Source organism: Cellulomonas terrae (assembly GCF_007990265.1).
Lineage (GTDB): Bacteria > Actinomycetota > Actinomycetes > Actinomycetales > Cellulomonadaceae > Cellulomonas > Cellulomonas terrae.
Genome location: NZ_BJWH01000023.1, coordinates 32,380 through 57,279 on the forward strand (window position 1 = coordinate 32,380; position 24,900 = coordinate 57,279).

Here is a 24,900-nt window from a genome sequence, read left to right on the forward strand (position 1 = left end):
GCGAGCATGACGAAGGGGCCGTCCCGGCTGGGACGGCCCCTTCGTCACGTCCTCAGAGGCGGACGAGCGGGTGCAGCCCCTCGGAGCGCGCCACGGCCTGGTCGTCGCCGCAGATCTCGAGCCAGTTGGCCAGCAGACGGTGGCCGCCCTCGGTCAGCACCGACTCGGGGTGGAACTGGACCCCGTGCAGGGGGAGCGACACGTGCTGGAGACCCATGATGATGCCGTGGGCGGTAGCCGTGACCTCGAGCTCGTCGGACACGGTGTCGTTGACGACCGCGAGCGAGTGGTAGCGCGTCGCCGTGAACGGGTCCGCCAGTCCGGCCAGCACACCCTCCCCCTTGTGCTCCACCTGGCTGGTCTTGCCGTGCATGAGCTCCGGGGCGTGCGTGACCGTCCCACCGAACACCTCACCGAGCGCCTGGTGGCCGAGGCACACCCCGAGCATCGGCAGGCCTTCGTCGGCGCAGTCGCGGATGACCTGCATGCTCTGCCCGGCGTCGGCAGGGGTGCCCGGACCGGGGCTGACCAGGACGCCGTCGAAGCCGGCGCGCTCCGCGACGGGCGGTACGGCGTCGTTGCGGACCACGACCGTCTCGGCGCCGAGCTGGTTGAGGTAGCCGACGATCGTGTAGACGAACGAGTCGTAGTTGTCGATCACCAGGATCCGCGTCACGTCACTCACCCACCGTGGTCTCGTTGAACGGCATGAACGGCGCGATCGCCGGGAACAGCCACAGGAAGCAGGCCGCCAGGACGGCCAGCGCGGCGAGCGTCAGGATCAGCGCACGCACCGCGGCGGGTCCGGGCAACCGGTGCCACAGCCATCCGTACATCAGCGTCCTCCGTCCCGCGTGCAGGTGACCATCATGCGCCACCGACCAGCTCGGCCGGGATCCCGTCCGACGTGGGCGCCCAGTAGTCCAGGACGCCGTGCACGATGAACCGCTCCCGGGCGGAGAACATCGGGTGGCACGTGGTCAGCGTGATGAAGCGCTCGGTCGGCACCGCGCCGGGGTCGCCGGGGACCGGCGCGATGACGTCGATCGCGGACGGGGGCACGACCTGCGTCGACGTGACGCGGTAGACGTACCAGATGTTGTCGGTCGTCCGGATGACCAGCGGGTCCCCGACCTGGAGCTCCTCGACCCGGTTGAAGGGCTTGGCGTACGTCGTCCGGTGGCCGGCGACCGCGAAGTTGCCGACGTCGCCGGGCATCGCCGTGCCCTCGTAGTGCCCGGCGCCGAGCACGTCGAGCACGGTCGCGCGGTCGGTCCCCTGGCTGATGGGACGCTCGGGCTCGCCTGCCCAGCGCGGCACCTGGATCGTCGCGAACGTCGTGCCGTGGGCAGGCTCCGCCATCACGGGCGGCGGCTCGTCGCGCCGTGGCGGGGCGATGACCGGTCCGGCGGGCGCCCCGGCGCTGGGCGTCGCGGTCGGCACCGGCTCGAACGGGAGCTCCGCCACGATCTCGGCCTGCACCCGGTTGCCGACGACGTCCGTCCACCACAGCTGCCACAGCAGGAACGCGAAGAGCAGCACACCGAGCGTGATGAGCACCTCACCGATCACCCCGACGACGCTGTAGACCACGTCGCGGGCGTGGCTGCGGCCGGCCTTGCGGCGCTCCCGGCGCGTGGGAGCAGCGGGCTCGGTCGTCGTCTCGCTGGTCACTGCTTGTCCTCGGGTCCGACGGTCGCGGTGGGTCCGGTGCTGGCCTGCTGCGCTTCCTCGGCGGCCTCCAGCCCGGGAAGGATCTCGACGCCGTCAGGGACCGTCGCGGCCGACAGCTCGGTGGCACCCGAGTACGCGTCGAGCTCGAGCGGCTCGTCCGCGTCCGTCACGGACCAGCCCAGCCCGACCTCCGCGGCGTCCCGCACGTAGAGCTGGACGGCCGGGGACGCGTCCAGGCCCTTGCGCAGGTCGTCGGGGTTGCCGATCGCCCGCACCACGTACGGCGGCGAGTACACCCGGCCGTGCAGCTTCAGGACGTTGCCGACGCACTGGAACGCGCTCGTCGAGATCACCCGCTGGTCCATCAGCGACATCGCCTCGGCGCCCCCGGCCCACAGGGCGTTGATCACGGCCTGCAGGTCCTGCTGGTGCACCAGGAGCGAGTCGGGGTCGGCGTCCTCGCGGCGCGGCGAGTCGACGGGTGCGTCCTCGAGCCGGACGGTCACCCCCGGACCTGTGACCGGCAGGACCCCGCCCTCGATCAGGTAGCCGGTGCTGGGCTCACCCACGGGCGACCCGGCGTTCTGCGCGGCGGTCAGGTCGTCGACGACCGCTCGCAGGGAGTCGACCTCGGTGGACAGCCGCGCCACCCGTTCGGTCTCGACCTGGGCCAGCTCGCGCAGGTCCTGCGGGTGGCGGTCGCCGGAGGCCCGCGCGAACTTGGCGTTGGCTGCGAAGAGAGCGCCCGACAGGGCCAGGACGAGCGCGACCGACAGCGTCCCGCGCGCGACGACGCCACGCGCGCGGTGCGGGTGGTCGGTCACGGACGGCTCCTCGGGCAGGTGCAGCAACGGGCGGGCTTCCCGCGGGCACTACGCTAGGTCACGAAGCGAGGAGTCCGTGACGAAGCGGCCCCCCGCACCATCATCGACCGCCCGACGACCACGACATCACCCGCGTGGTCTCCCGTGGCCCGAGGGCCGCACCGCCGCAGGACAGGAGCACGGACGTGCCTGAGTCGAAGTCGCGCAAGAAGGCGACGTACACACCGCCGCCCGCCAAGTCGACGGGACCCAAGGTCAACGCGCCCTGGTTCCTCCCCGTGATGCTCGGGCTGATGATCCTCGGACTGATCTGGATCGTCGTCACGTACCTCACGCAGTCGCAGTACCCGATCCCGGGCATCGACCAGTGGAACCTGCTCATCGGGTTCGGCTTCATCGTGGCCGGCTTCGCGATGACGACGCGCTGGCGCTGACGCCGGTCGCACGTCGGTCCGGAGGCGCCGTCCGCAGCTCGCGGGCGGCGCCTTCGTCGACCCCGGGGCCCGGCTGAGCGCCGAGCGCTCCCGTCCGCTTCGTCCCCATGGTCACCCACGGGTCCCATCCACAGGCGCCGCTTCTGACCTGCGAGAACATCGGGGCTGTCCCCAGCGGTGCACAAGTCTGTGGATAACTACACGGTTGTAGTTCCACAGGTGTGAACAACGATGGGGATGGCGCCGGGGTCGTCGAAACCGGCTCCCCAGGCCGTCGTGCGCGCGGAGCGCCACGCCGTGGTCGACCCCGCCGCAGGAAGCGCGTCAGGAGGAGAAGGCGCCGATCGACGCGTACGCGAGCAGCGTGGCGACGAGGAGCACGGCGCCGAGGGCCACCGGCGCGAGGACCGCGACGAGCTGGCGTCGGGCCGGCGGGGCGTAGGCGTACGCAGCCGCGAGGAGCCCACCGGTGACCAGCCCGCCGACGTGCGCCTGCCAGGCGATGTTCGACATGACGAACCCGAGCGCCAGGTTGATGCCGATGAGCACGAGGATGCCGCGGACGTCGCCGCCCAGCCGCTTGCTGACCACGAGGATCGCGCCGAACAGCCCGAACACGGCACCGGACGCACCGACGCTGCTGGTCGCCCAGCTGTCCGTCGCGGTGGCCAGCAGCACGGAACCCACCGAGCCACCGACGGCGGACATCAGGTAGAGCGTGATGTACCGGGCGCGCCCGAGCGCGTTCTCGAGGGTGGGACCGACGAACCAGAGGGCCACCATGTTGAACACGATGTGCAGGTACTGGCCGGGGGAGTGCAGGAACGCGGCGGTGAGGAAGCGCCACGGTTCGTAGAACGCGACGACCGGGTGGAAGAGCCACCGGGTGGTCCAGTCCGGCACGACGAGCTGCAGGACGAAGCTGACGACGCACAGGCCGATCAGCGTGAGCGTGACGATCGGTCGACCCTCGTGCCGGACACCGCCGAGCGCGGTCCGGGTGGTCGGGAGCGCGCGCGCCGCCTCGGCGACGCAGTCGACGCAGTGGATTCCGACGGCGGCCTGCCGCTGGCACTCGGGGCAGGTGGGCCGGCCGCACCGCTGGCACCGCACGTACGACACCCGGTCGGGGTGCCGCGGGCAGACCGGCGGCGCGACCGGCGCGCCCGGGTCGGGAGTCGTGCTGATGGTGTCTCAGTCCTCGATCGTGATCGAGTTGATGACGATGTCCTCGACGGGACGGTCGCCGGGGCGGACGCGCGTCTTCTCGATGGCGTCGACCACGGCGCGGCTCTCGTCGTCGGCGACCTTGCCGAAGATCGTGTGCTTGCCGTTGAGCCACTCCGTGGGGGCCACGGAGATGAAGAACTGCGAGCCGTTGGTGCCGCCGACCTTGCCGGTGGCGGGGTCGAGGCGCTTGCCGGCGTTGGCCATGGCGAGCAGGTAGGGCTCGTTGAACGACAGCTCCGGGTGGATCTCGTCGTCGAACGTGTAGCCCGGGCCGCCGCGTCCGGTGCCCAGCGGGTCCCCGCCCTGGATCATGAAGCCGGAGATCACGCGGTGGAACACGACGCCGTCGTACAGCGGGTCGGTCCGCTCCTCGCCCGTGGTCGGGTCCGTCCACGGGGTCGATCCCGTGGCCAGCCCGGTGAAGTTCTGCACCGTGCGGGGCGCGTGGTTCGGGTACAGCTCGATCCGGATGTCTCCGGCGGTCGTGTGGAGGGTCGCAAACATGCGAGAAGTCTCGCACGCGACCTCCCTGAGCACCCGAAATCACACGGTTGCCCAGGCCACAGCCCCTGCACTACCCCGCGCACGGTGGCAGAGTGGGAGGCCAGTGCAGCCGACGAGCCGGGAGCCGAGAATGCCGTTCACGAAGAGCCGCCCGAAGATCGATGTCGACACGGAGAAGCTGAAGGACCAGGCGGCCGACCTGGGCGCGACGCTCGCCGACGCCGCGAAGAGCGCGAAGGAGACCGCCGGGACTGCCGCGTCGAAGGCCGGGGACGCTGCCACCCAGGCCAAGGACTGGACCACGCCGAAGGTCGAGCAGGCCATCGACTGGCTCCTGCCCCGGGTGGAGCACCTGTACAAGGAGAGCGTCAAGGCGGCCGCGCCCAAGGTGGAGAGCGCCGCGGAGAAGGTCTCGCCCGCCATCGACACCGCACACGACAAGCTCGTCGACGACCTCCTGCCCAAGCTGGTCGCCGCGATGAACGAGGCCGCGGTCCGGGCCGGCGCCGCCGTGGAGCAGGCCGCCGACAGCGCAGCCAAGGGTGGCAAGAAGAGGGCCGCCGCCCTCGCCGCGGCGGCCGAGGCCGCGTCCGGCAAGAAGAAGCACACGGGTGCCAAGGTCTTCTGGCTGCTCGCCGCCCTCATCGGCATCGGTGCGGGGGTCGCCGCCTGGACGCGTTCGCGCTCGAGCGTGGACCCGTGGGCCGAGCCGTGGGAGCCGACGGACGCCAGCTCGGCCCACACCCGGGTGGGCGACGCCGCGGACGCGGTCGGGGAGGCCGCGGGCAGTGCCGTCGCCAAGGGCCTGGACGCCACCCGCAAGGCCGCCGAGAAGGTGACCGCCGCGACGGACGTCGCCAAGGAGAAGGTCGCCGACGCCAGCGAGAAGGTCGCCGAGGTGACCGACGCCGCCAAGGAGAAGGTCGCGGAGGCGACGGAGGCCGCCAAGAAGGCGACCACCCGCCGCACCACCAAGCCGGCCGACGGCGTGGCGCCCGACCCGGTCGTCAACCCGACGGTCGAGGGCGACAAGCCCGTCTGACGCACAGGTCGCACGGCCCCCGGTCCCCATGGACCGGGGGCCGTCGTCGTGTACCGAAACGTTTTGGCCGTTGACCCTCTGACCAGGCGCTCTGCACGATGCGCCAGGCGCGTCGTGCCGGGGCCGCAGCGAGGCGACGCCGGGGCCACCCGCCGGCCCCTGTTTCTCCCGTGCCGTGGAAGAGGACCTCATGCCCCGCCCCAGATCCCGCGGTCGCGTCGCGATCGCGTGCACCACCGCGCTCACCGTCGCCGCCGGGCTCCTCGTAGCCCCGCTGGCCACCGCCGCCACCGCGGCGGACCCCGCGTACAACTACGCGGAGGCCCTTCAGAAGTCGATGTTCTTCTACCAGGCGCAGCGGGCCGGTGACCTGCCCGCCGACAACCCCGTCTCGTGGCGCGGCGACTCCGCCCTGACCGACGGTGCCGACGTGGGCAAGGACCTCACCGGTGGCTGGTACGACGCGGGCGACCACGTGAAGTTCGGCCTGCCGATGGCGTTCAGCTCCACGATGCTCGCGTGGGGCGCGATCGCCGCCCCGCAGGGCTACACGAAGGCCGGGCAGCTCGACGAGCTCAAGGGCAACCTGCGCTGGGTCAACGACTACTTCGTCAAGGCGCACACCGCCCCCAACGAGCTCTACGTGCAGATCGGCGACGGCGAGGCCGACCACAAGTGGTGGGGTCCCGCCGAGGTCATGACCATGGCCCGGCCGTCGCACAAGATCACCGCGTCGTGCCCCGGGTCCGACGTCGCCGCCGAGACCGCGGCGTCGCTCGCGTCGGCGGCCATCGTCTTCAAGACCGACGACCCGACGTACTCCGCGACGCTCCTGTCGCACGCCAAGCAGCTCTACTCGTTCGCGGACACCTACCGCGGGAAGTACTCCGACTGCGTGACGGCCGCCGCCGCGTACTACAAGTCGTGGTCCGGCTACCAGGACGAGCTGGTCTGGGGCGCCTACTGGCTCTACAAGGCGACCGGTGACGCCACCTACCTGGCCAAGGCCGAGGCCGAGTACACCAAGCTGAGCGTCGAGAACCAGACGACGACCCGGTCCTACAAGTGGACGGTCGCGTGGGACGACAAGTCCTACGCGATGTACCCGCTGCTCGCCATGGAGACCGGCAAGCAGCAGTACGTCGACGACGCCAACCGGTGGCTCGACTACTGGACCGTCGGGTTCAACGGCCAGCGGATCCCGTACTCGCCCGGCGGCCAGGCCGTCCTCGACTCGTGGGGCTCGCTGCGCTACGCCGCGAACACCTCGTTCGTCGCGCTCGTGTACTCCGACTGGCTGACGGACGCCACGCGCAAGGCGCGGTACCACGACTTCGGTGTGCGCCAGATCAACTACGCGCTCGGCGACAACCCCCGCAAGTCCAGCTACGTCGTGGGCTTCGGCGCCAACCCGCCGCAGAACCCGCACCACCGCACCGCGCACGGCTCGTGGCTCGACTCGCTGACCCAGCCCGAGAAGACCCGGCACGTCCTGTACGGCGCGCTCGTCGGGGGCCCCAGCGGTCCCAACGACAACTACACCGACCTGCGGTCCGACTACACCGCGAACGAGGTGGCCACCGACTACAACGCCGGCTTCTCGAGCGCGCTCGCGCGGCTCACGCAGGAGTACGGCGGCACCCCGCTGGCCGGCTTCCCCGTCGCCGAGCAGCCCGACGGCGACGAGATCTTCGTCGAGGCCATGTTCAACCAGCCTCCCGGTGGCACGTTCACCGAGGTCAAGGCCATGATCCGCAACCAGTCGGCGTACCCGGCGCGCGCGCTGAAGAACGGCACGCTGCGGTACTGGTTCACGCTCGACTCCGGCGACTCCGCGGCGAACCTCACGCTCTCGGCCAACTACAGCGAGTGCGGGCCGCAGACCGCCAAGCCGGTGAGCGCCGGCGGGACGCTCTACTACGCCGAGCTCACCTGCGTGGGGCAGAACATCCACCCCGGTGGTCAGTCTCAGCACCGGCGCGAGCTGCAGTTCCGGGTGACCGGCGGTTCCACGTGGAACGCGGCCAACGACCCGTCGGCCGCAGGCCTGACCACGACGGCGCTCGCCAAGACGAAGGCGATCACGCTCTACGACGGCGGCAAGCTGATCTGGGGCAACGAGCCCACCGGCACGGTCACCGACACCACCGCGCCGACCGTCCCCGGCACCCCCGTGGCGACCGGCATCACCTCGACCGGTGCGTCGCTGAGCTGGACCGCGTCGACCGACGCGGGCAGCGGCGTCGCCGGGTACGACGTCTACCGCGTCCAGGGCTCCACCTCGACCCTGGTGACCTCGACCACGACCGCGTCGACCGTCCTGTCCGGCCTCACGCCGAGCACCGCGTACTCGTACACGGTCCGGGCCAAGGACGCCGCGGGGAACGTCTCGGCCGCGTCGTCGGCCGGTACGTTCACCACGGCGGACCCGCCGGTCGACGTCGTGCTCCCCGGCCGGCCCGGCACCCCCGTGGCGTCCGCGATCACGACCACCGGCGCGACCCTCACGTGGACGCCGTCCACCGCCGGTACCTACGCCGTCGCCGGGTACGAGGTGCACCGGGTCGTCGGCACCACGGCGACGCTCGTGGCGTCGACCACGGGCACGACGACCACCCTCGCCGGTCTCACGCCGGGCACCGCGTACACGTACACCGTCCGGGCCAAGGACTCCGCGGGGAACGTCTCGCTGAACTCGGTCGGCGTCACGTTCACCACGACCGCGGCGACCGACACCACCGCACCGACCGTCCCGGGCACCCCGGCCGCGTCGTCGGTGACCCAGACCGGAGCGACCCTCACCTGGACCGCGTCGACCGACACGGGCGGCAGCGGGCTCGCCGGGTACGACGTCCTGCGCGTCAGCGGGTCGACGAGCACGGTCGTCGGCACGGCCACGAGCGCGACCTTCGCCCTCACCGGCCTCACCGCGAACACCGCGTACACCTACGCGGTGCGGGCCAAGGACGGCGCCGGCAACACGTCCGCGGCGAGCTCGCCGGTGACCTTCACGACCCTCCCGACGACGTCCACCAGCAGCTGCGCCGTGAAGTACTCGGCCAACAGCTGGAACGTCGGCTTCACGGGCAGCCTGAAGATCACCAACACGTCGACCTCCCCGGTGACGTGGAGCCTCGGGTTCACGTTCCCCTCGGGCCAGCAGGTCACCCAGGGCTGGAGCGCCACGTGGTCCCAGACGGGGTCCGTCGTGACGGCGACCGGGCTCGGGTGGAACGCCACCCTCGCGCCGGGAGCCAGCACGGACATCGGTTTCAACGGGTCCCACACCGGCACCAACACGGCCCCGACCGCCTTCACGGTGAACGGGGCGACCTGCACGGTCGGCTGACCGACAGGACGTCGAAGGGCGCTCACCCCGCTGACCGGGGTGGGCGCCCTTCGGCGTCTGTGCTGGGGTCAGTCGGCGCTGTGCACCGGGCGCACGCGCTCGCCCAGCTCGGCGAGCTGCGCCTTCATCTCCCCGACCGTCAGGGTGTGCTCGACGCGCGGCGAGTAGAGCATCGAGCTGGTGATCGCTCCCGTGGCGCCGATCCGGAACGCGTCCGCGACGTGGCTGACCAGCCCGGCGCCGCCCGAGGCGATGACCGGCAGCGACACCGCCTCGGTGATCTGCTGCGTGATGTCCAGGTCGTAGCCCGAGCCCGTGCCGTCGCGGTCGATGCTGTTCACGACGATCTCGCCCGCGCCCAGGTCCTGCCCGCGCTTCGCCCACTCGACCGCGTCCATGCCGGTGTAGGTGCGCGCGCCGTCGATGGCGATCTCGTAGCCGCTGGGGATCGTCGCGGTCTTCTCGACGCGCTTGACCTGCATGCTCAGCACGATGCACTGCCGGCCGAACTCGACCGACCCCTGCGTGATGATCTGCGGGTTCCGCACGGCCATCGAGTCGATGCTGATCTTCTCCGCACCCGCCCGCAGGACCTCGTGCATGTCCTCGAGGTGCCGGATCCCGCCCCCGACCGTCAGCGGCACGAACGTCCGGTGCGCCGCCCTGCGGATCATGGCGAGGTCGATCTGGCGCTTCTGGGCGCTGGCCATGATGTCGTAGATGACGATCTCGTCGACGTCCTCGTGGTACAGCCGGTCCGCCAGCTCGGCGGGGTCCCCCACGTCGATGTTGTCCTGGAACTGCTGGGCCTTGGTGACGCGCCCGTCCTTGACGTCGAAGCAGGCGATCAGCCGGTTAGCGAGCATCCGTCACGTCCTTGATGTCGAGGTCGCAGAACGCCTTCAGCACCTGGAGGCCCGCGCGGGCGCTCTTCTCGGTGTGGAACTGCGTCGCCATGATGTTCTTGTGCGCGACGGCGGCCGCGAACTGCTGGCCGTACGTCGTGACCCCGACCAGCGTGGAATCGTCGGACGGACGCGCATAGAAAGAATTCACGAAGTAGTAGTAGCCGCCCGGCGTGAATGCGCGGGAAAAGGGGTGGTCGCCGTGCACCTCGACGGTGTTCCAGCCCATGTGCGGCACCCGGACCTGGGAGCTGTCGAACTCGTGCACGCTGCCCTGGAGCCAGCCGAGGCACTCGACGTCACCCTCGGCAGAGTGCTCGAACAGCACCTGCAGACCGACGCACACACCGAGAAACCCCTGGCCATCGCCGAGAACCTTCTCGGTGAGGTGGTCGATCCAGCCCTCCTGGGCGAGCGACTCCATGGTCACGCCCGCTGCGCCGACCCCGGGCAGGATGTACTTGTCGACCTCGTCGCACTCACCCGGCTTGGCCACGAGCGCGTGCGGGACACCGAGATGTTCGAGCGCATAAGAAATGCTCTGCGAATTACCGGTGCGGTAGTCGATGATCCCGATCACTTGCCCAATCCTACACCGGACAGATGTCTCGAATGCCGGACGTCAGTCGAGGAACAGCGCCCGCAGCCGGACGGTCGTGAACGCCAGGCCGAGGCCGATCATGACGACGAAGTACGCCACGTGCGTGAGCATCGCGCCGTCGAGGACCCCGAGCGTCAGGCCACGGACCAGCTCCACCGCGTGCCACAGCGGCAGCGCCTTGATCAGGCCCTGGATCCAGCCGGGGTAGACCGTGATCGGGTAGAACGTCGCCGAGAACAGGAACATCGGCAGCATGACGAAGTTGATCCAGTCCATCTGCTGGAAGGTCTTCATGTAGCTGGTGACGGCCATCCCGACGGAGGCGAACCCGAACGCCACGAGCAGCACCGCGGGGATGGCGAGCGCGGCGGTCCAGGCCAGGTTGAGGCCCATGACCTGCATGACCGTGAGGAAGCCGATGGCGTAGACGCCGCCGCGCAGGAGCGCGTACGTGATCTCCCCGAACGCCACGTCCAGCGGTCCGAGCGACGTTGCGAGCATCCCGTCGTAGAGCTTGCCGAAGTGCATCTTGAAGAACACGTTCCACGTCGAGTCGTACACCGCGCCGTTCATCGCCGAGACGGCGAGCAGGGCCGGCGCGATGAAGGCCGCGTAGGACACGGACGTGCCGTTCGGCAGCTCGACGTCGCCGATGAACGTGCCCAGCCCGAGTCCCATCGCGAGCAGGAAGAACACCGGCTCGAAGAAGCCGGACAGCACGATGACCCAGTTGGTGCTCCTGGTCGCCTTGAGCCCGCGCGCGACGACGGACCGCGCGTTGCGCGCGTACAGCGAGCTGATCGTGGCCCGGTGGGTGGGTTCGGTCGTGGTCGTGGTCATCCCGCCCTCAGCCTCCGCACGAACACCCGTCGCGCCAGCACCCAGCCGACGACGGCGAGGACGACGAGGATCACCAGGTGCCAGCCGACCGGCCAGGCGCCGGGCGGTGAGCCGTAGGAGAGTGTCCGGCCGATCTCGCTGGCGTGCCAGATGGGCGAGATCCAGCCGATCCACTGCAGCCAGGTGGGCAGGGTCGCCAGGGGGAAGAAGGTGCCCGAGAACAGGAACAGCGGTGTGAAGACGAACCGGTTGACCAGCGCGAACTGCCCCTTGTCCTCGGTCAGCCCGGCCGAGAACGCCATGAGCGGCAGCCCGAACGCCAGGCCGCCGAGCACCCCGACCAGCGGCATCAGCGCCCCGGTCAGCGGATCGCCGACGGCACCGAACGCCAGGATCAGCAGGTAGTAGATCGTGCAGGTGAACAGCATCCGCAGCACGACCGAGATCACGAGCCCGGCGGCGATCTGCGGCGGCGCGATCGGGGAGGCGTTCATGCCCCAGAAGATCCGGCGCCACTTGAACCCGGCCATGATGACGAACGTGAACTCGTCCATCGCCACCGTGACGGCGGCGGTGGCCAGCAGCGCGGGCGCCACGAACCACACGTAGTCCACGAGCCCGTCGGCACCCGACGCGATGGGCTGGTCCAAGAACGCCGCGAGGCCGAGCCCGATGCCGAGCAGGTAGAGCAGCGGGTTGCCGACGCTGCCGACCACGATGGTCCAGCCGTACGCCTTCATCCCGCGCAGCTGGTGCTCGGCGATGTACCAGGCGCCGAACCGGCGCGGCCGGGCGGCCGCCGTGACCGCGGCCTCGGAGATCGTCGTCGTCACTCGATCAGGCTCCGTCCCGTGAGCCGCAGGAACACGTCCTCCAGGCTGGACCGGCGCACCAGCGACGTCGTCGGGTGCAGGCCCAGGTGCGTGACGCGCTCCAGCACCGCCTCGCCGTCCTGCGCGTAGAGCAGCACCCGGTCGGGGAGGACCTCGATGCGCTCCACCAGACCCGCCATCTGCTCGGCGGCGGCCGCGTTGCGCTCCGACCCGAACCGCAGCTCGACCACCTCGCGCGTCGAGTACTGCCGGATCAGGGACGACGGGCTGCCCTCGGCCATGATCCTGCCCTTGTCGACGACCACCAGCCGGTCGCACAGCTGCTCTGCCTCGTCCATGTAGTGCGTGGTGAGCACGAGCGTCGTGCCACGCTCCTTCAGGCGGAACAGCCGGTCCCACAGCACGTGCCGCGCCTGCGGGTCGAGGCCCGTCGTCGGCTCGTCGAGCATGAGGATGCGCGGCTCGTTGATCAGCGCGCGGGCGATGGTGAGCCGGCGCTTCATGCCACCCGACAGGTCGTCGACCTTGGCGTTGCGCTTCTCCTCCAGCTGCGCGAAGCCGAGCAGCTCGTCGGCCCTCGTCGCGCACACCGACCGCGGGATGCCGAAGTAGCGACCGTAGACGATCAGGTTGTCCCGCACGCGCAGCTCGGTGTCGAGGTTGTCCTCCTGGGGCACCACCCCGAGCAGCGACCGGATCTCCGGACCGTGCGAGTCCGGGTCGAGGCCGAGCACCGTCAGGTCCCCGGCGGTGCGCTGCGACACCGCGCCGACCATCCGCATCGTCGTGGACTTGCCGGCACCGTTGGGCCCGAGCAGGCCGAACGACTCGCCCGGCGGGACCTCGAAGTCGATGCCGTCGACGGCGGTGAAGTCGCCGAAGCGCTTGGTGAGGCCGTGGGCGGCGATGACGGGTGCGGTCACAGCGGACCAACCTATGCGAGGGGACCGACAGCACCCAGCGCATTCCAGTTGACCAGGGCAGTGGGTGCGGGCAGCCTGCACCGATGGACGACCTCTGGCCCCTCGCCGGCCTGCGCGTGCGCAGCGGAGACCTCGAGCTGCGGTACATGGACGACGCGGACGTCCACGCCCTCGCCCGGCTCGCGGCCGACGGCGTCCACGCACCCGAGGCGATGCCGTTCACCGTCCCGTGGACGCGCGGCACACCGACCGAGGTCGCCCGCAGCGTGCTGACCTACCAGTGGGGTGCGCGCGTGTCGGCATCGCGGGACGCGTGGAACCTGGAGCTCGCGGTCGTGCGGGACGGGGAGGTGCTGGGCACTCAGTCGCTGACGGCGACCGCCTTCCCCGTCACGCGGACGGCCGAGACCGGCTCGTGGCTGGGGCTGCGCCACCACGGGCGCGGCGTCGGCACCCGGATGCGGCTGATGATCCTGCACCTGCTCTTCGAGGGCTTCGACGGGCTCCGGGCCACCACGAGCGCGTTCGACGACAACGCGTCGTCGACCGGGGTGACCCGCCGGCTCGGCTACGCGGAGAACGGCGTCGACGTGCTGGACCGCGAAGGCTCACCGGCGACGAGCCGCCGGTACGTCCTCGACCGTGCCACCTGGGACGCGCGGCCGGCCGAGCAGCGGCCCGTGGTCGAGCTCGACGGGGTGCCGGCCGCGCGGGTACAGCTCGGCATCTAGCGGTCGTCGGCCGCGTCGTGCACGTACCGCGCGACCTGCACCCGGTTGGTCACCTCCAGCTTGGTGAACACGCTGCCCACGTGCGTCTTCACGGTGGCGACGCCGAGGTGCAGCGACCGGGCGATCTCGGTGTTCGTCATCCCGGCGGACACGGCGTCGGCCACCTCCCTCTCCCGTTCCGTGAGGCGCGTGAGCAGGGTGCGTGCCTTGCGTCGACGCCCGTCGTCCGCCGGCCGGGTGACCGCGGCGATCAGCTGGTTGGTCACGCTCGGTGAGAGCATCGGCTCACCGAGCGCGACGCGACGCACCGCCACCACGAGGTCCGCCGGGGCGGTGTCCTTGAGCAGGAACCCCGCGGCGCCCAGCTGCAGGGCCGTGAGGACCATCTCGTCGGTGTCGAACGTGGTCAGCACGATGATCCTCGCGGTCGTGCCGCGCTCTCGGAGCCGTCGCGTCGCCGCCAGGCCGTCCATCCGTGGCATGCGGATGTCCATGAGCACCACGTCGGGCAGCTCGCGTGCGATGACGTCCATCGCGTCCTGCCCGTCGACCGCCTCACCCACGACGTCCAGGTCGGGCGCCCCGCCCAGGATCATCCGCAGACCGGCGCGCACCAGGGGGTCGTCGTCGACGACCACGACCCTCACGCCGGCCATGGCAGCCTCGCCCCCACGACGAACGACCCGTCCGGCCCGACACCGTGCTCGAGCTCGCCGCCCGCCAGCTCGGCGCGCTCGGCGAGGCCCGCGAGCCCGACGCCGCCCGTCCGCCCGTCCGGAACCGTGCTGAGACCGTTCCGGACCTCGATCTCGAGCTGTCCGCCGGGTCCGCCCGCGAGCCGGACGCTCACCGGCTCACCGGGTGCGTGCTTGCGCGCATTGGTCAAGGCCTCCTGGACGATCCGGAACGACGTGCGGGACAGGGTCTGCGGGCCAGGCTCCTCGAGCAGGGCCGTGGTGTCGAGCGCGATGTCCGACCCGGCCTCGCGGGCGTCGGCGAGCAGCGCGGGAAGCTCCGCCAGGGTGGGCTGCGGAGGTTCGACGCCGACCGCCTCGGCCCCGGCCCGCAGCACGCCGAGCACCTGGCGGAGCTCGCTGAGGGCCAGCTGCGCATTGGACTGGATGGTCTGTGCGGTCTCACGCGTCTCCTCCCGGGTGAGGTCGTCCCGGTAGGCCAGCGCACCCGCGTGGAGCGCGACCAGCGAGATCCGGTGCGCGAGGACGTCGTGCATCTCCCGCGCGATCCGGGTGCGCTCGGCGTCGCGTGCCCGCTCCGACGCCAGCTCCCGTTCGCGGTCCGCCGTCGCCACCTGCTCGTGCAGCGACGCCACCAGCTCCCGCCGGGTGCCGATGTAGTAGCCGGTGGTCATCGTCGCAGCGAAGTAGATGATCCCCACCAGGACGGAGAACAGCGTCGCGTAGGTCTCCGTCGGCGGGCCGGGGAACGCCGTCCGGTAGTACACCTCGGAGACGATCCCGGTGAGCAGCGCGACCGCTCCGACGAGCACCACCCAGGAACGCCGACGCCACGTCGCCATCGAGACCAGCGCGATCGTCGCCGCTCCGATGCTGGCCGTGGAGACCGCCGTGGCCGCGATCGTGAGGCACGCGACCGCCAGCGGGTACCGCCGGCGCAACGGGAGCAGACAGAGGGTCACGATCCCGAGCAGCAGGTCGAGCGCTGTGAGCACGAGGGTGACCTCGTCCAGCTCCGGCTCGAAGCTCGCGTGCTCGGCGAGCATGACTCCCCACGCGCCCACCCCGACGATCGCCGCCACCAGGTACCGCCACACGCGGGACCACAGCGACAGCGCCGCCTGCGGCGGGGTCGGCGTGGTGAAGAGCATGACGGCAGCCTAGGCAGTGGGGCTGCGACCCTCGCCCACCTTCCGGCCGCTCCGCCTCCACCATCCGGTGGAGCCAGGGCTGACCCCAGCGCCGATGTCGCGACGAGCCCGCCCCCGGGACCGTGGGTCCGCCATCGATCGACCACCGACCCTGGAGCAGCTCCCATGACCAGACCGCTCACGCTCGCGCGCACCGCGGGCGCCCTCTACCTCCTCCTCGCCCTGCTGGGCTCCTGGGCCCAGCTCGCCGCGCGCGGGTCGCTCTACGTCCCGGGCGACGCGGACGCCACCGCCACGGGGATCGTCGAGCACGAGACCCTGTTCCGGCTCAGCCTCGTGGCCGACATCCTCATGGCCGTCGTCTTCGTCCTCCTCGGCCTCACGCTCTTCCGGCTCCTCGACGGCGTGCACCGCCGAGCGGGCACCGCCCTGCTGGTGTTCGTCGCGGTCGGTGCCAGCTCGATCCTGGTGAACCTGACGTTCCAGGTGGGCGCCCTCCTGACCGCCACCGACCCCGCCTTCGACGCGGCGACCACCCTGCTGCTGCTCGACCTGCACGCGTACGGCTACGCGCTCGGCGGCGTGTTCTTCGGCCTCTGGCTCCTCCCGATGGGGTGGGCGGCGGTCCGCACGACGCTGTTCCCGACGTGGCTCGGGGTGCTCCTGATCGCGGGCTCCGTCGCCTGGGTGCTCGACCCGGTGATCCTGTTCGGGCTTCCCGACGCCGACCTCCTGCCCGCGGTGGTCGCGACGGTCACCACCGTCGCCGAGCTCACTCTGATCGTGTACCTGCTGGTCCGAGGGGTGCGTCGGGAAGCACCGGTCGGCGTCACGTTCCCACGCGCGGACCACCGTCAGGGTTCGCCGCAGACACCGTGAGATGGGTGGCGAGCCGCCCGACGGTCTCGGCGAGATCGGCCGGCTCCTCGACGGCAACCCGCGCGCTGAGCGCGAGGCGGGCGACGGTCATGGCGAGCCGGCCGAGATCCTCGCTGCGGACCTGGACGACGCACGAGTCCGGGCCCAGCTCGATCGGTGAGTGGTCGACCCAGCGGAGCACCCCCTCCAGGTCGGCGAACGCGGCGTCGACGGCGAGCCTCGCCTCGTGGGGACGGGGTATCGACCCGATCGAGCCGGCGACGAAGCTCGCCGCATCGCCACCCGGGATCTCGCGCGCCGCGAAGAAGCTGCCCCGGCCCCGCGGCTCGCGGAGACGGTCCAGCCGGAACGTGCGCCAGTCGCCTCGACCCTGGTCCCAGGCCACGAGATACCAGCGGCGGCCGGCGGTGACGAGCTGGTGCGGCTGCACGAGCCGCCGGCCGGCCGTGCCGTCGCGGGGTCGGTAGTCGAAGCTCACGTCCTCACGGTCTCGGCACGCCGCGGCGAGAACACTGAGCGCCTCAGGGTCGACGACGTCGTCGTCGGCCGTCCACGGCATCGACGTGACGCTGGAGTGCAGCGCGGAGACCCGCCGGCGCAGCCGGTGCGGCAGGAGCTGTTCGAGCTTCGTCAGGGCGCGCAGCGACGCCTCGTCCATCCCGTCGATCGCGGCCTCTGCGGCGTATCGCAGCCCGACGGCCACCGCGACCGCCTCGTCGTCGTCGAGGACAAGAGGCGGCACGTGCGCCCCCGCCGCGAGTCGGTAGCCGCCGTACCTGCCTGGCGTGGCATCGACCGGATACCCGAGCTCGCGCAGCCGGTCGACGTCGCGGCGCACCGTGCGCTCCGTGACCTCGAGGCGTCGGGCGAGCTCGTCGCCGCGCCACGACCGGTGGGTCTGCAGGAGCGAGAGCAGCTGCAGCGCCCGGCCGGTGGGGTCCTTCCGCATCTCCGGAGTCTGGCACCTGTTCAGGACCGAATCTGTCCGCAGTGCCGCCTACCGTGCGGGCAACCGAGATCGCCTGACCCCGACGAGAGAGCGAGAAACACCATGTCCGGTGCCACCGACTTCCCCGAGCCCACCGTCATCGCCGTCAACGGGGTGAAGCTCGAAGTGTTCGAGGCAGGCCAGGACAATGTCGGGAATCCCGTCGTGCTCTGTCACGGATGGCCCGAGCACGCCTTCACGTGGCGCCGACAGATGTCCGCCCTCGCGGCCGCGGGGTATCACGTCATCGCCCCGAACCAACGGGGTTACGGGGAGTCGTCCCGTCCGGACGACGTGACGGACTACGACATCGAGCACCTGACGGGTGACCTCGTCGCACTCCTCGACCACTACGGGTACGCGGATGCCACGTTCGTCGGGCACGACTGGGGTGCCATGGTCGTCTGGGGCCTGACCTTGTTGCACCCGGACCGCGTGAACAAGGTGATCAACCTGAGCCTGCCCTACATGGAGCGCGGAGAGATGCCCTGGCTCCAGCTGATGGAGGCCGTGTTCGGCGGCGACCACTACTTCGTCCACTTCACGCAGCAGCCCGGCGTCGCCGATGCCGTGTTCGAGGAGAACACCCACCAGTTCCTGCGCAACCTGTACCGGAAGAATGAGCCCCCCGCGGACCCGCAGCCGGGCATGGTCATGATCAACCTCGCCCAGGCGGAGGCTCCGCGCGGGGAGCCCGTCCTGAGTGACGACGACCTGGCCGTGTTCGTCTCCGCGTTCGAGTCCTCGGGCTTCACGGGCAGCGTCAACTGGTACCGGAACCTGGACCGCAACTGGCACCAGCTCGCAGACGCCGACCCCGTCATCCACCAGCCCACCCTCATGATCTACGGCGACCGGGACCCGGTGAGGGCGTCGGAGAACCTGAGGGAGTTCGTGCCGAACGTCGACGTGGTCACCCTGGACTGCGGTCACTGGATCCAGGAGGAGAAGCCGGACGAGGTCAACCGAGCGATCCTGACCTGGCTCGGACAGCAGGACGCCACCTGACTCCTGGGAGTCCCTGAGATCTCCCGGCACCACGGCGGCCCACACGACGATGCCCTCGCCCGACCCGGGCGAGGGCATCCGCGACGACGAACCGCGCGCGGCGGCTCTGGTGGAGCCAAGGGGACTCGAACCCCTAACCCCCTGCTTGCAAAGCAGGTGCGCTACCAATTGCGCCATGGCCCCGTCAGGGACCGACCCGTTACTCGAAGGTGTCGGTGACCTCTGCCCACAGGTCTCGCTCGTCGCGATCCTGCGCGTACTTCTGCCACACGACGAATCCGATGGCGGCAACAGCCGCCAGGAGCAGGAGCTTCTTCATCGGTTCCCCCACGGGTCGGGAGTGGGCCTAACAGGACTTGAACCTGTGACCTCTTCCTTATCAGGGAAGCGCTCTAACCGTCTGAGCTATAGGCCCGTGCACTACGCGCGCCGTACTGGCGCCGGATGAGACTACCCCAGGGCGGGGGCGCTGCCCAAACCGTCGATCACTCGTCCGTCATGGTCACGTGCACCCCGCCGACGAGCGCCGCGACGATGTTGTAGAGGAAGGCGCCGATGGTCGCGAGAGCCGTCAGGAGGAAGACGTCGATGACCGCGACGAGCGTCGCGCCGGAGATGATCCGCTGGAACTCGACGTACTGCAGGATGTCGATCCCGCTCTCGGTCCCGGTGATCTGCGTGACCAGGTCGTCGGCCTTGGTGAACACCTGGAGCCCGTTGAGCGTGAACCAGACGACGGCTGCTGCGACGACGATCATCACGCCGATCGCGACGGACAGCAGGAACGACAGTTTCATCACGGACCACGGGTCGACACGTGAGATCGCCAGCCGGACACGGCGCGGTGCACCGTGCGACCCGATCGTCGGGATGCGTCCCGTGGTCGGCCGAGCGCCCGTGAGGTTGTCGGACGAGGTGGCTGTCCGAGGGGCCGCCGGAGTGGTGGTCATGGACGGCTCCTTGGGACGGGGTCGGGTGGCCGCGGCGATCGCGGCAGACGTGGCGACTCCGGCTCGCTTGAGCCAGACGGTGGCGGTGTCCACCGCAACCATCATCGGGGACGGAGGGTCGTGCTCGTCGCCAGAGGCGGAGACGGACGTGTCACGATCCTGTGGAGATGTCGCGGTGGCTGTCCTGGTTTCGGACTGTTCCGGACGGATCGGCGCTGCCGTCCTGGCCGCTGACGTGGACGTGCGCGTCGGGGTCGCCGTCGGGGGCATCACGCTCGCGGGCACGGTGAACGCGGTCGAGCCGTTCGAGCCGTTCAGGTTGGGCACGTGCGTCGCGGCGTCCTCGCTGTCGCTCCACGTCGGTCCGGATCCCGTGCGCGGCGCGGACGTCGTCTGACGGCCGGCGGTCGTCGGGGTCGTCGGACGCTTGCGCGGCGGGATCGAGGGGGGCGTGGAATCGGTCATGCGTCCTCCGCTGACGGGTCTGTCACAGCTTCGGTCTCGGACACCTCGGTGTCGACGGGAGCGTCCGTGACGTCCGGAACCTGGCCATTCTCAGCGCTCACGGTACCCGGCTCGTCGGCCAGGTGTCGCTCGGTGTTGCGCGCGACCGCGATGATCCGGTCACCGCTGTCCGGCTTGGCGAAGATGACACCCTGCGTCGTGCGGCCCGTCGCGTTGACCTCCGCCGTGGCCGAACGCACGATCTTTCCGCGCTCCATGATGACGAGGACCTCGTCGTCAGGGTCCACGACGAGCGCGCCGACCAGGTCGCCGTTGGCCTCCGGCAGGTTCGCGACCTTGATGCCCAGGCCGCCGCGGCCCTGCTGGCGGTAGTTCTCCACGGTCAGGGCGGTCCGCTTCGCGATGCCGCCCTGCGTGACGGTGAACAGGTAGGCGTCCTCGCGCACGACGTCCATCGCCAGCAGCTCGTCGTCGGCCCGGAACTTCATGCCCGTGACTCCCGACGTGGCCCGGCCCATCGGGCGCAGCGACTCGTCCGACGCGGTGAACCGCACCGACTGACCCTTGCGGGACACCAGGATGAGGTCCTGGTCGGAGTCGACGAGGCGTGCCGAGACCAGCTCGTCCGGCAGCCCGTCCTCGTCCTCGCGCAGGTTGATCGCGATGACGCCACCGGACCGGTTCGAGTCGTAGTCGCTCAGCCGCGTCTTCTTCACCAGCCCGCGCTGCGTGGCCAGCACCAGGTACTCGGCCTTGGTGTAGTCCCGGATGTCGAGCACCTGGGCGATCTTCTCGCCCGGCTGGAACGCGAGCAGGTTGGCGACGTGCTGTCCCTTCGCGTCGCGACCGCCCTCGGGCAGCTCGTACGCCTTGGCCCGGTAGACGCGACCCAGGTTGGTGAAGAAGAGCAGCCAGTGGTGGGTCGTCGTGACGAAGAAGTGGTCGACCAGGTCGTCCTCGCGCAGCTGCGCGCCGCGCACACCCTTGCCGCCGCGACGCTGCGCCCGGTAGTTGTCCGACCGGGTCCGCTTGGCGTAGCCGCCGCGGGTGATCGTGACGACCATCTCCTCCTCGGCGATGAGGTCCTCGACGCTCACCTCGCCGTCGAACGGGAGGATCGTGGTGCGGCGCTCGTCGCCGTACTTCGCGACGATCTCGCCGAGCTCCTCGGAGACGATGTCGCGCTGCCGCTGCTCGGAGGCGAGGATCGCCTGGTACTCCAGGATCTCCGCCTCGAGCTTGGCGTAGCGCTCGAGGATCTCCTGGCGCTGCAGCGCGGCCAGCCGGCGCAGCTGCAGGTTGAGGATGGCGTTCGCCTGCAGCTCGTCGATGTCGAGCAGGGCCATCAGGCCGGCGCGCGCCTCGTCGGCGTCGGGCGAGCGGCGGATGAGCGCGATGACCTCGTCGAGCGCGTCGAGCGCCTTGAGGTACCCGCGGTAGATGTGGATGTCCGCCTCGGCCTCGCGCAGCTTGAACGCGGTGCGACGGACGACGACCTCGAGCTGGTGGGTGACCCAGTGGCGCACGAACGCGTCGATGCTCAGCGTGCGGGGGACGTCGTCGACGAGCGCGAGCATGTTCGCGCCGAACGTGTCCTGCAGCTGCGTGTGCTTGTAGAGGTTGTTCAGCACGACCTTCGCGACGGCGTCGCGCTTGAGCACGATGACCAGGCGCTGGCCGGCGCGGCCGGACGTCTCGTCGCGGATGTCCGCGATCCCCGTGACCTTGTTCTCGCGGACCAGGTCCGCGATCTTCTTCGCCAGGGTGTCCGGGTTCACCTGGTAGGGGAGCTCGGTGACGACGAGGCAGATGCGGCCCTGGATCTCCTCGACCTCGACGATCGCGCGCATCGTGATCGAGCCGCGACCGGTGCGGTACGCCTCCTCGATGCCCTTGTGGCCCAGGATCGTGGCGCCCGTCGGGAAGTCCGGGCCCTTGATGCGCAGCAGGAGCGCCGCGAGCAGCTCCTCGCGCGACGCCTCGGGGTGGTCCAGGTGCCACTGGACACCCTCGGCGACCTCGCGCAGGTTGTGCGGCGGGATGTTGGTCGCCATGCCGACCGCGATGCCGGCCGAGCCGTTGACCAGCAGGTTAGGGAATCGCGACGGCAGGACCGTCGGCTCCTGCGTGCGGCCGTCGTAGTTGTCCTGGAAGTCGACGGTGTCCTTGTCGATGTCGCGGACCATCTCCATGGACAGCGGGGCCATCTTGCACTCGGTGTACCGCGGGGCGGCCGCCGGGTCGTCGCCCGGCGAGCCGAAGTTCCCCTGCCCGGACACCAGCGGGTACCGCAGCGACCAGTCCTGGACCAGGCGGACCAGGGCGTCGTAGATCGCCGTGTCACCGTGCGGGTGGTACTTGCCCATGACGTCGCCGACGACGCGCGAGCACTTCGAGAACTGCCGGTCCGGGCGGTAGCCGCCGTCGTACATCGCGTAGAGCACCCGGCGGTGCACGGGCTTGAGACCGTCGCGGACGTCCGGCAGGGCGCGGCCGACGATGACGGACATGGCGTAGTCGAGGTACGACCGCTGCATCTCCAGCTGCAGGTCGACCTGGTCGATGCGGCCGTGCTCGATCTCGTTGCCGGTGGTCTCGCTCAACGTGCTTCCTTACGTTCGGTGCTTGCTTGCTCGGCCCGTGCGCGCTCGATCAGATGTCGAGGAAGCGCACGTCCTTCGCGTTGCGCTGGATGAACGAGCGGCGGGACTCGACGTCCTCGCCCATGAGGATCGAGAAGATCTCGTCGGCCGCCGCGGCCTCGTCGAGGGTGACCTGCAGGAGCGTGCGGTGCTCGGGCGACATGGTCGTCTCCCACAGCTCCTGGTAGTCCATCTCGCCCAGACCCTTGTACCGCTGGATCGCGTTGTCCTTCGGCAGTCGCTTGCCGTTGGCCTGGCCGTCGGCGACGACGGCGTCGCGCTCCCGGTCGGTGTACACGTAGTCGTGGTCCGCGTTGGCCCACTTGACCCGGTACAGCGGCGGCTGGGCGATGTACACGTGACCGTGCGTGATCAGGTTCGGCATGTACCTGAAGAGGAGAGTCAGGAGCAACGTCCGGATGTGCTGACCGTCGACGTCGGCGTCGGCCATGATCACGATCTTGTGGTACCTGAGCTTCTCGAGGTCGAAGTCCTCGCCGATGCCGGTGCCGAACGCCGTGATCAGCGCCTGGACCTCCTGGTTGCCCAGCGCACGGTCCAGGCGGGCCCGCTCGACGTTGAGGATCTTCCCGCGGATCGGCAGGATCGCCTGCGTGCGCGGGTTGCGCCCGCGGACCGCGGAACCACCGGCCGAGTCGCCCTCGACGATGAAGACCTCGCACTCCTCGGCGCGGCTCGACTGGCAGTCCCGGAGCTTGCCCGGCATGCCGCCCGACTCGAGCAGACCCTTGCGCCGCGTCGCCTCGCGGGCCTTGCGTGCCGCCATGCGCGCGGCAGCGGCCTGGATCGACTTGCGGATGACGTCCCGGGCCTCGTTCGGGTGCGAGTCCAGCCAGTCACCCAGCTGCTCGTTGACGACCCGCTGCACGAACGTCTTGGCCTCGGTGTTGCCGAGCTTCGTCTTGGTCTGGCCCTCGAACTGCGGCTCGCCGAGCTTGATCGAGATCACCGCGGTCAGGCCCTCACGGATGTCGTCGCCCGTGAGGTTCTCGTCCTTCTCCTTCAGGATGCCCTTGTCCCGCGCGTAGCGGTTGATCAGGGACGTCATCGCGGCGCGGAAGCCCTCTTCGTGCGTGCCGCCCTCGGTGGTCGAGATCGTGTTCGCGTACGTGTGCACCGACTCGGAGTACGCGTTGGTCCACTGCATGGCGATCTCGACGGCGATCCGGCGCTCGGTGTCCTCGGACTCGAAGTCGATGATCTCCGGGTGGACGACCTCCACCTTCTTGGCGCTGTTCAGGTGCTTGACGTAGTCGACGAGCCCGTCGTCGTACTTGTACGTGACGTTCCGGAACGCCGGCGTGCTGGCGTCGGCCTCGTCGCCCTCGCCCGCGACCTCGTCACCGGTGCCCAGGTGCTCGGGGCGCTCGTCGGTCAGCGAGATCTCGAGGCCCTTGTTGAGGAACGCGTACTGCTGGAACCGCGCACGCAGCGTCTCGAAGTCGTACTCCGTGGTCTCGAAGATGGAGGGGTCGGCCCAGAACGTCTGCGACGTGCCCGTCTCGTCGGTCGGCTCGCCCTTCTGCAGCTCGCCCAGCGGCTTGCCGCCGTCGGAGAAGTTCTGCTGCCACGTGAAGCCGTCGCGCTTGACCACCGTCTCCACGCGCGTGGAGAGCGCGTTCACGACGGAGATGCCGACGCCGTGCAGACCACCGGACACCGCGTAGCCCGCGCCGCCGAACTTGCCGCCCGCGTGCAGGATCGTCATGACGACCTCGACGGTCGGCCGGCCCTCGGTCGGGTGGATGGCGACGGGGATGCCGCGCCCGTTGTCGACGACGCGCACGCCGCCGTCCGCCAGCAGCGTGACCTCGACGCGGTCGCAGTAGCCGGCGAGGGCCTCGTCCACGGAGTTGTCGACGACCTCGGAGACCAGGTGGTGCAGGCCGCGCTCGCCGGTCGAGCCGATGTACATGCCCGGCCGCTTGCGGACTGCCTCGAGGCCTTCGAGCACCGTGATCGCGCTGGCGTCGTACCCGCCGTTGCCGCTCTTCGTCGTGCTGGTGGAGGGGGTGCTCTGCTCGGCCACGGGCGGTGGTGCTCCTCAAGCTCTCACACGCGACGGAGGGCGCCGATCGAGGTTCGCCGGATCGGATCACTCCATGACGCTGGAGTTCTGGTCTGGAAGGCGGCACAGATGCGCCAGGAATGACCTCTGTAGTCTACCTGGTGGACGGCCCAGAACCGTGTTCTGCACAGCTTCGTCCTCGA

Annotated in this window: 25 protein-coding genes and 2 tRNA genes; 7 read left to right on the forward strand and 20 right to left on the reverse strand. The window is 70.3% G+C overall.

Features of this window, described 5'->3' with window-relative positions:
• Positions 1 to 52: 52 nt before the first annotated feature.
• The 4 genes from CTE05_RS17105 to CTE05_RS17115 are packed head-to-tail and all read right to left on the reverse strand — an operon-like array spanning position 53 to position 2,498.
• A complete protein-coding gene (locus tag CTE05_RS17105) occupies positions 53 to 676 on the reverse strand; it encodes an aminodeoxychorismate/anthranilate synthase component II (protein ID WP_146847517.1) in 624 nt (207 codons plus the stop codon).
• Position 677: 1 nt separating this feature from the next.
• Positions 678 to 836: a hypothetical protein gene (locus CTE05_RS20380; RefSeq protein WP_186814916.1), complete on the reverse strand. Its 159-nt coding sequence runs from the start codon at positions 834 to 836 to the stop codon at positions 678 to 680.
• Between the two features lie 31 nt (positions 837 to 867).
• Positions 868 to 1,674, reverse strand: coding sequence for a class E sortase (locus CTE05_RS17110; RefSeq protein WP_146847518.1), 807 nt, complete (start codon positions 1,672 to 1,674; stop codon positions 868 to 870).
• Positions 1,671 to 2,498, reverse strand: a complete 828-nt coding sequence (locus CTE05_RS17115) for a DUF881 domain-containing protein (RefSeq protein ID WP_146847519.1) — start codon at positions 2,496 to 2,498, stop codon at positions 1,671 to 1,673. Before CTE05_RS17115 ends, CTE05_RS17110 begins: the two co-directional genes overlap by 4 nt.
• Before the next feature lie 185 nt (positions 2,499 to 2,683).
• Between CTE05_RS17115 and crgA the strand changes: the two genes are divergently transcribed.
• Positions 2,684 to 2,932: a cell division protein CrgA gene (crgA, locus tag CTE05_RS17120; protein WP_146847520.1), complete on the forward strand. Its 249-nt coding sequence runs from the start codon at positions 2,684 to 2,686 to the stop codon at positions 2,930 to 2,932.
• A 324-nt stretch (positions 2,933 to 3,256) separates the two neighbouring features.
• On the opposite strand, the gene CTE05_RS17125 is transcribed toward crgA, so the two are convergent.
• Both CTE05_RS17125 and CTE05_RS17130 read right to left on the reverse strand, forming a co-directional pair.
• Positions 3,257 to 4,054, reverse strand: a complete 798-nt coding sequence (locus tag CTE05_RS17125) for a rhomboid family intramembrane serine protease (RefSeq protein ID WP_246123718.1) — start codon at positions 4,052 to 4,054, stop codon at positions 3,257 to 3,259.
• Between the two features lie 72 nt (positions 4,055 to 4,126).
• On the reverse strand, positions 4,127 to 4,666 hold the full coding sequence (locus CTE05_RS17130) for a peptidylprolyl isomerase (protein WP_146847522.1): 540 nt from the start codon (positions 4,664 to 4,666) through the stop codon (positions 4,127 to 4,129).
• 130 nt (positions 4,667 to 4,796) lie between these two features.
• On the opposite strand from CTE05_RS17130, the gene CTE05_RS20385 reads away from it, so the two are divergent.
• Together CTE05_RS20385 and CTE05_RS17140 are read left to right on the forward strand one after the other, a co-directional pair.
• Positions 4,797 to 5,708 (forward strand): hypothetical protein, encoded by a 912-nt coding sequence (locus tag CTE05_RS20385; protein ID WP_186814917.1) that lies wholly within the window; start codon positions 4,797 to 4,799, stop codon positions 5,706 to 5,708.
• A 190-nt stretch (positions 5,709 to 5,898) separates the two neighbouring features.
• A complete protein-coding gene (locus CTE05_RS17140; RefSeq protein WP_146847523.1) occupies positions 5,899 to 9,057 on the forward strand; it encodes a glycoside hydrolase family 9 protein in 3,159 nt (1,052 codons plus the stop codon).
• Between the two features lie 68 nt (positions 9,058 to 9,125).
• On the opposite strand, the gene hisF is transcribed toward CTE05_RS17140, so the two are convergent.
• From hisF to CTE05_RS20665, 5 genes are read right to left on the reverse strand one after another with little or no spacing between them, the layout of a single operon-like run.
• Complete coding sequence (gene hisF, locus CTE05_RS17145; RefSeq protein WP_146847524.1) at positions 9,126 to 9,923, reverse strand: imidazole glycerol phosphate synthase subunit HisF; 798 nt, start codon at positions 9,921 to 9,923, stop codon at positions 9,126 to 9,128.
• On the reverse strand, positions 9,913 to 10,542 hold the full coding sequence (gene hisH / locus CTE05_RS17150) for an imidazole glycerol phosphate synthase subunit HisH (RefSeq protein ID WP_186814918.1): 630 nt from the start codon (positions 10,540 to 10,542) through the stop codon (positions 9,913 to 9,915). Before hisH ends, hisF begins: the two co-directional genes overlap by 11 nt.
• 42 nt (positions 10,543 to 10,584) lie before the next feature.
• The gene (locus CTE05_RS17155) at positions 10,585 to 11,403 is read right to left on the reverse strand and encodes an ABC transporter permease (RefSeq protein ID WP_146847526.1); all 819 of its coding nucleotides are present in this window, start codon (positions 11,401 to 11,403) and stop codon (positions 10,585 to 10,587) included.
• The gene (locus tag CTE05_RS20660) at positions 11,400 to 12,236 is read right to left on the reverse strand and encodes an ABC transporter permease (protein ID WP_246123719.1); all 837 of its coding nucleotides are present in this window, start codon (positions 12,234 to 12,236) and stop codon (positions 11,400 to 11,402) included. Before CTE05_RS20660 ends, CTE05_RS17155 begins: the two co-directional genes overlap by 4 nt.
• On the reverse strand, positions 12,233 to 13,159 hold the full coding sequence (locus CTE05_RS20665; RefSeq protein ID WP_246123720.1) for an ABC transporter ATP-binding protein: 927 nt from the start codon (positions 13,157 to 13,159) through the stop codon (positions 12,233 to 12,235). Before CTE05_RS20665 ends, CTE05_RS20660 begins: the two co-directional genes overlap by 4 nt.
• 83 nt (positions 13,160 to 13,242) lie before the next feature.
• On the opposite strand from CTE05_RS20665, the gene CTE05_RS17165 reads away from it, so the two are divergent.
• Positions 13,243 to 13,890 carry a GNAT family N-acetyltransferase gene (locus tag CTE05_RS17165; RefSeq protein WP_146847527.1) on the forward strand — a complete coding sequence of 216 codons (648 nt, stop codon included), beginning with the start codon at positions 13,243 to 13,245 and terminating at the stop codon, positions 13,888 to 13,890.
• Here CTE05_RS17165 and CTE05_RS17170 read toward each other — a convergent pair.
• Entirely contained in the window at positions 13,887 to 14,546 is a 660-nt protein-coding gene (locus CTE05_RS17170; protein WP_146847528.1) for a response regulator, read from the reverse strand. The two genes, CTE05_RS17165 and CTE05_RS17170, sit on opposite strands and share 4 nt — an antisense overlap.
• Complete coding sequence (locus tag CTE05_RS17175) at positions 14,534 to 15,736, reverse strand: sensor histidine kinase (RefSeq protein WP_146847529.1); 1,203 nt, start codon at positions 15,734 to 15,736, stop codon at positions 14,534 to 14,536. Before CTE05_RS17175 ends, CTE05_RS17170 begins: the two co-directional genes overlap by 13 nt.
• Before the next feature lie 165 nt (positions 15,737 to 15,901).
• On the opposite strand from CTE05_RS17175, the gene CTE05_RS17180 reads away from it, so the two are divergent.
• Entirely contained in the window at positions 15,902 to 16,615 is a 714-nt protein-coding gene (locus tag CTE05_RS17180; protein WP_146847530.1) for a DUF4386 domain-containing protein, read from the forward strand.
• Here CTE05_RS17180 and CTE05_RS17185 read toward each other — a convergent pair.
• Entirely contained in the window at positions 16,566 to 17,564 is a 999-nt protein-coding gene (locus CTE05_RS17185) for a helix-turn-helix transcriptional regulator (protein ID WP_146847531.1), read from the reverse strand. The genes CTE05_RS17180 and CTE05_RS17185 overlap by 50 nt on opposite strands.
• A gap of 102 nt (positions 17,565 to 17,666) precedes the next feature.
• Here CTE05_RS17185 and CTE05_RS17190 point away from each other — a divergent pair, with 102 nt between their 5' ends.
• Complete coding sequence (locus tag CTE05_RS17190; protein ID WP_146847532.1) at positions 17,667 to 18,611, forward strand: alpha/beta fold hydrolase; 945 nt, start codon at positions 17,667 to 17,669, stop codon at positions 18,609 to 18,611.
• A 107-nt stretch (positions 18,612 to 18,718) separates the two neighbouring features.
• On the opposite strand, the gene CTE05_RS17195 is transcribed toward CTE05_RS17190, so the two are convergent.
• The 4 genes from CTE05_RS17195 to CTE05_RS20670 form a co-directional block, all read right to left on the reverse strand.
• Positions 18,719 to 18,794 (reverse strand) — tRNA-Ala (locus CTE05_RS17195).
• Positions 18,795 to 18,810: 16 nt separating this feature from the next.
• Positions 18,811 to 18,930, reverse strand: coding sequence for a DLW-39 family protein (locus CTE05_RS20480; protein WP_222595508.1), 120 nt, complete (start codon positions 18,928 to 18,930; stop codon positions 18,811 to 18,813).
• 22 nt (positions 18,931 to 18,952) lie between these two features.
• A tRNA-Ile gene (locus CTE05_RS17200) sits at positions 18,953 to 19,026 on the reverse strand.
• A 70-nt stretch (positions 19,027 to 19,096) separates the two neighbouring features.
• Positions 19,097 to 19,561, reverse strand: a complete 465-nt coding sequence (locus tag CTE05_RS20670) for a DUF3566 domain-containing protein (RefSeq protein ID WP_246123721.1) — start codon at positions 19,559 to 19,561, stop codon at positions 19,097 to 19,099.
• 175 nt (positions 19,562 to 19,736) lie between these two features.
• On the opposite strand from CTE05_RS20670, the gene CTE05_RS20675 reads away from it, so the two are divergent.
• Positions 19,737 to 19,958 (forward strand): hypothetical protein, encoded by a 222-nt coding sequence (locus CTE05_RS20675; RefSeq protein WP_246123722.1) that lies wholly within the window; start codon positions 19,737 to 19,739, stop codon positions 19,956 to 19,958.
• 64 nt (positions 19,959 to 20,022) lie between these two features.
• Here CTE05_RS20675 and gyrA read toward each other — a convergent pair whose 3' ends face one another.
• Both gyrA and gyrB read right to left on the reverse strand, forming a co-directional pair.
• A complete protein-coding gene (gyrA, locus tag CTE05_RS17210) occupies positions 20,023 to 22,629 on the reverse strand; it encodes a DNA gyrase subunit A (protein ID WP_146847534.1) in 2,607 nt (868 codons plus the stop codon).
• Positions 22,630 to 22,678: 49 nt separating this feature from the next.
• Positions 22,679 to 24,718, reverse strand: coding sequence for a DNA topoisomerase (ATP-hydrolyzing) subunit B (gene gyrB / locus CTE05_RS17215; RefSeq protein WP_146847535.1), 2,040 nt, complete (start codon positions 24,716 to 24,718; stop codon positions 22,679 to 22,681).
• Between the last annotated feature and the right edge of the window lie 182 nt (positions 24,719 to 24,900).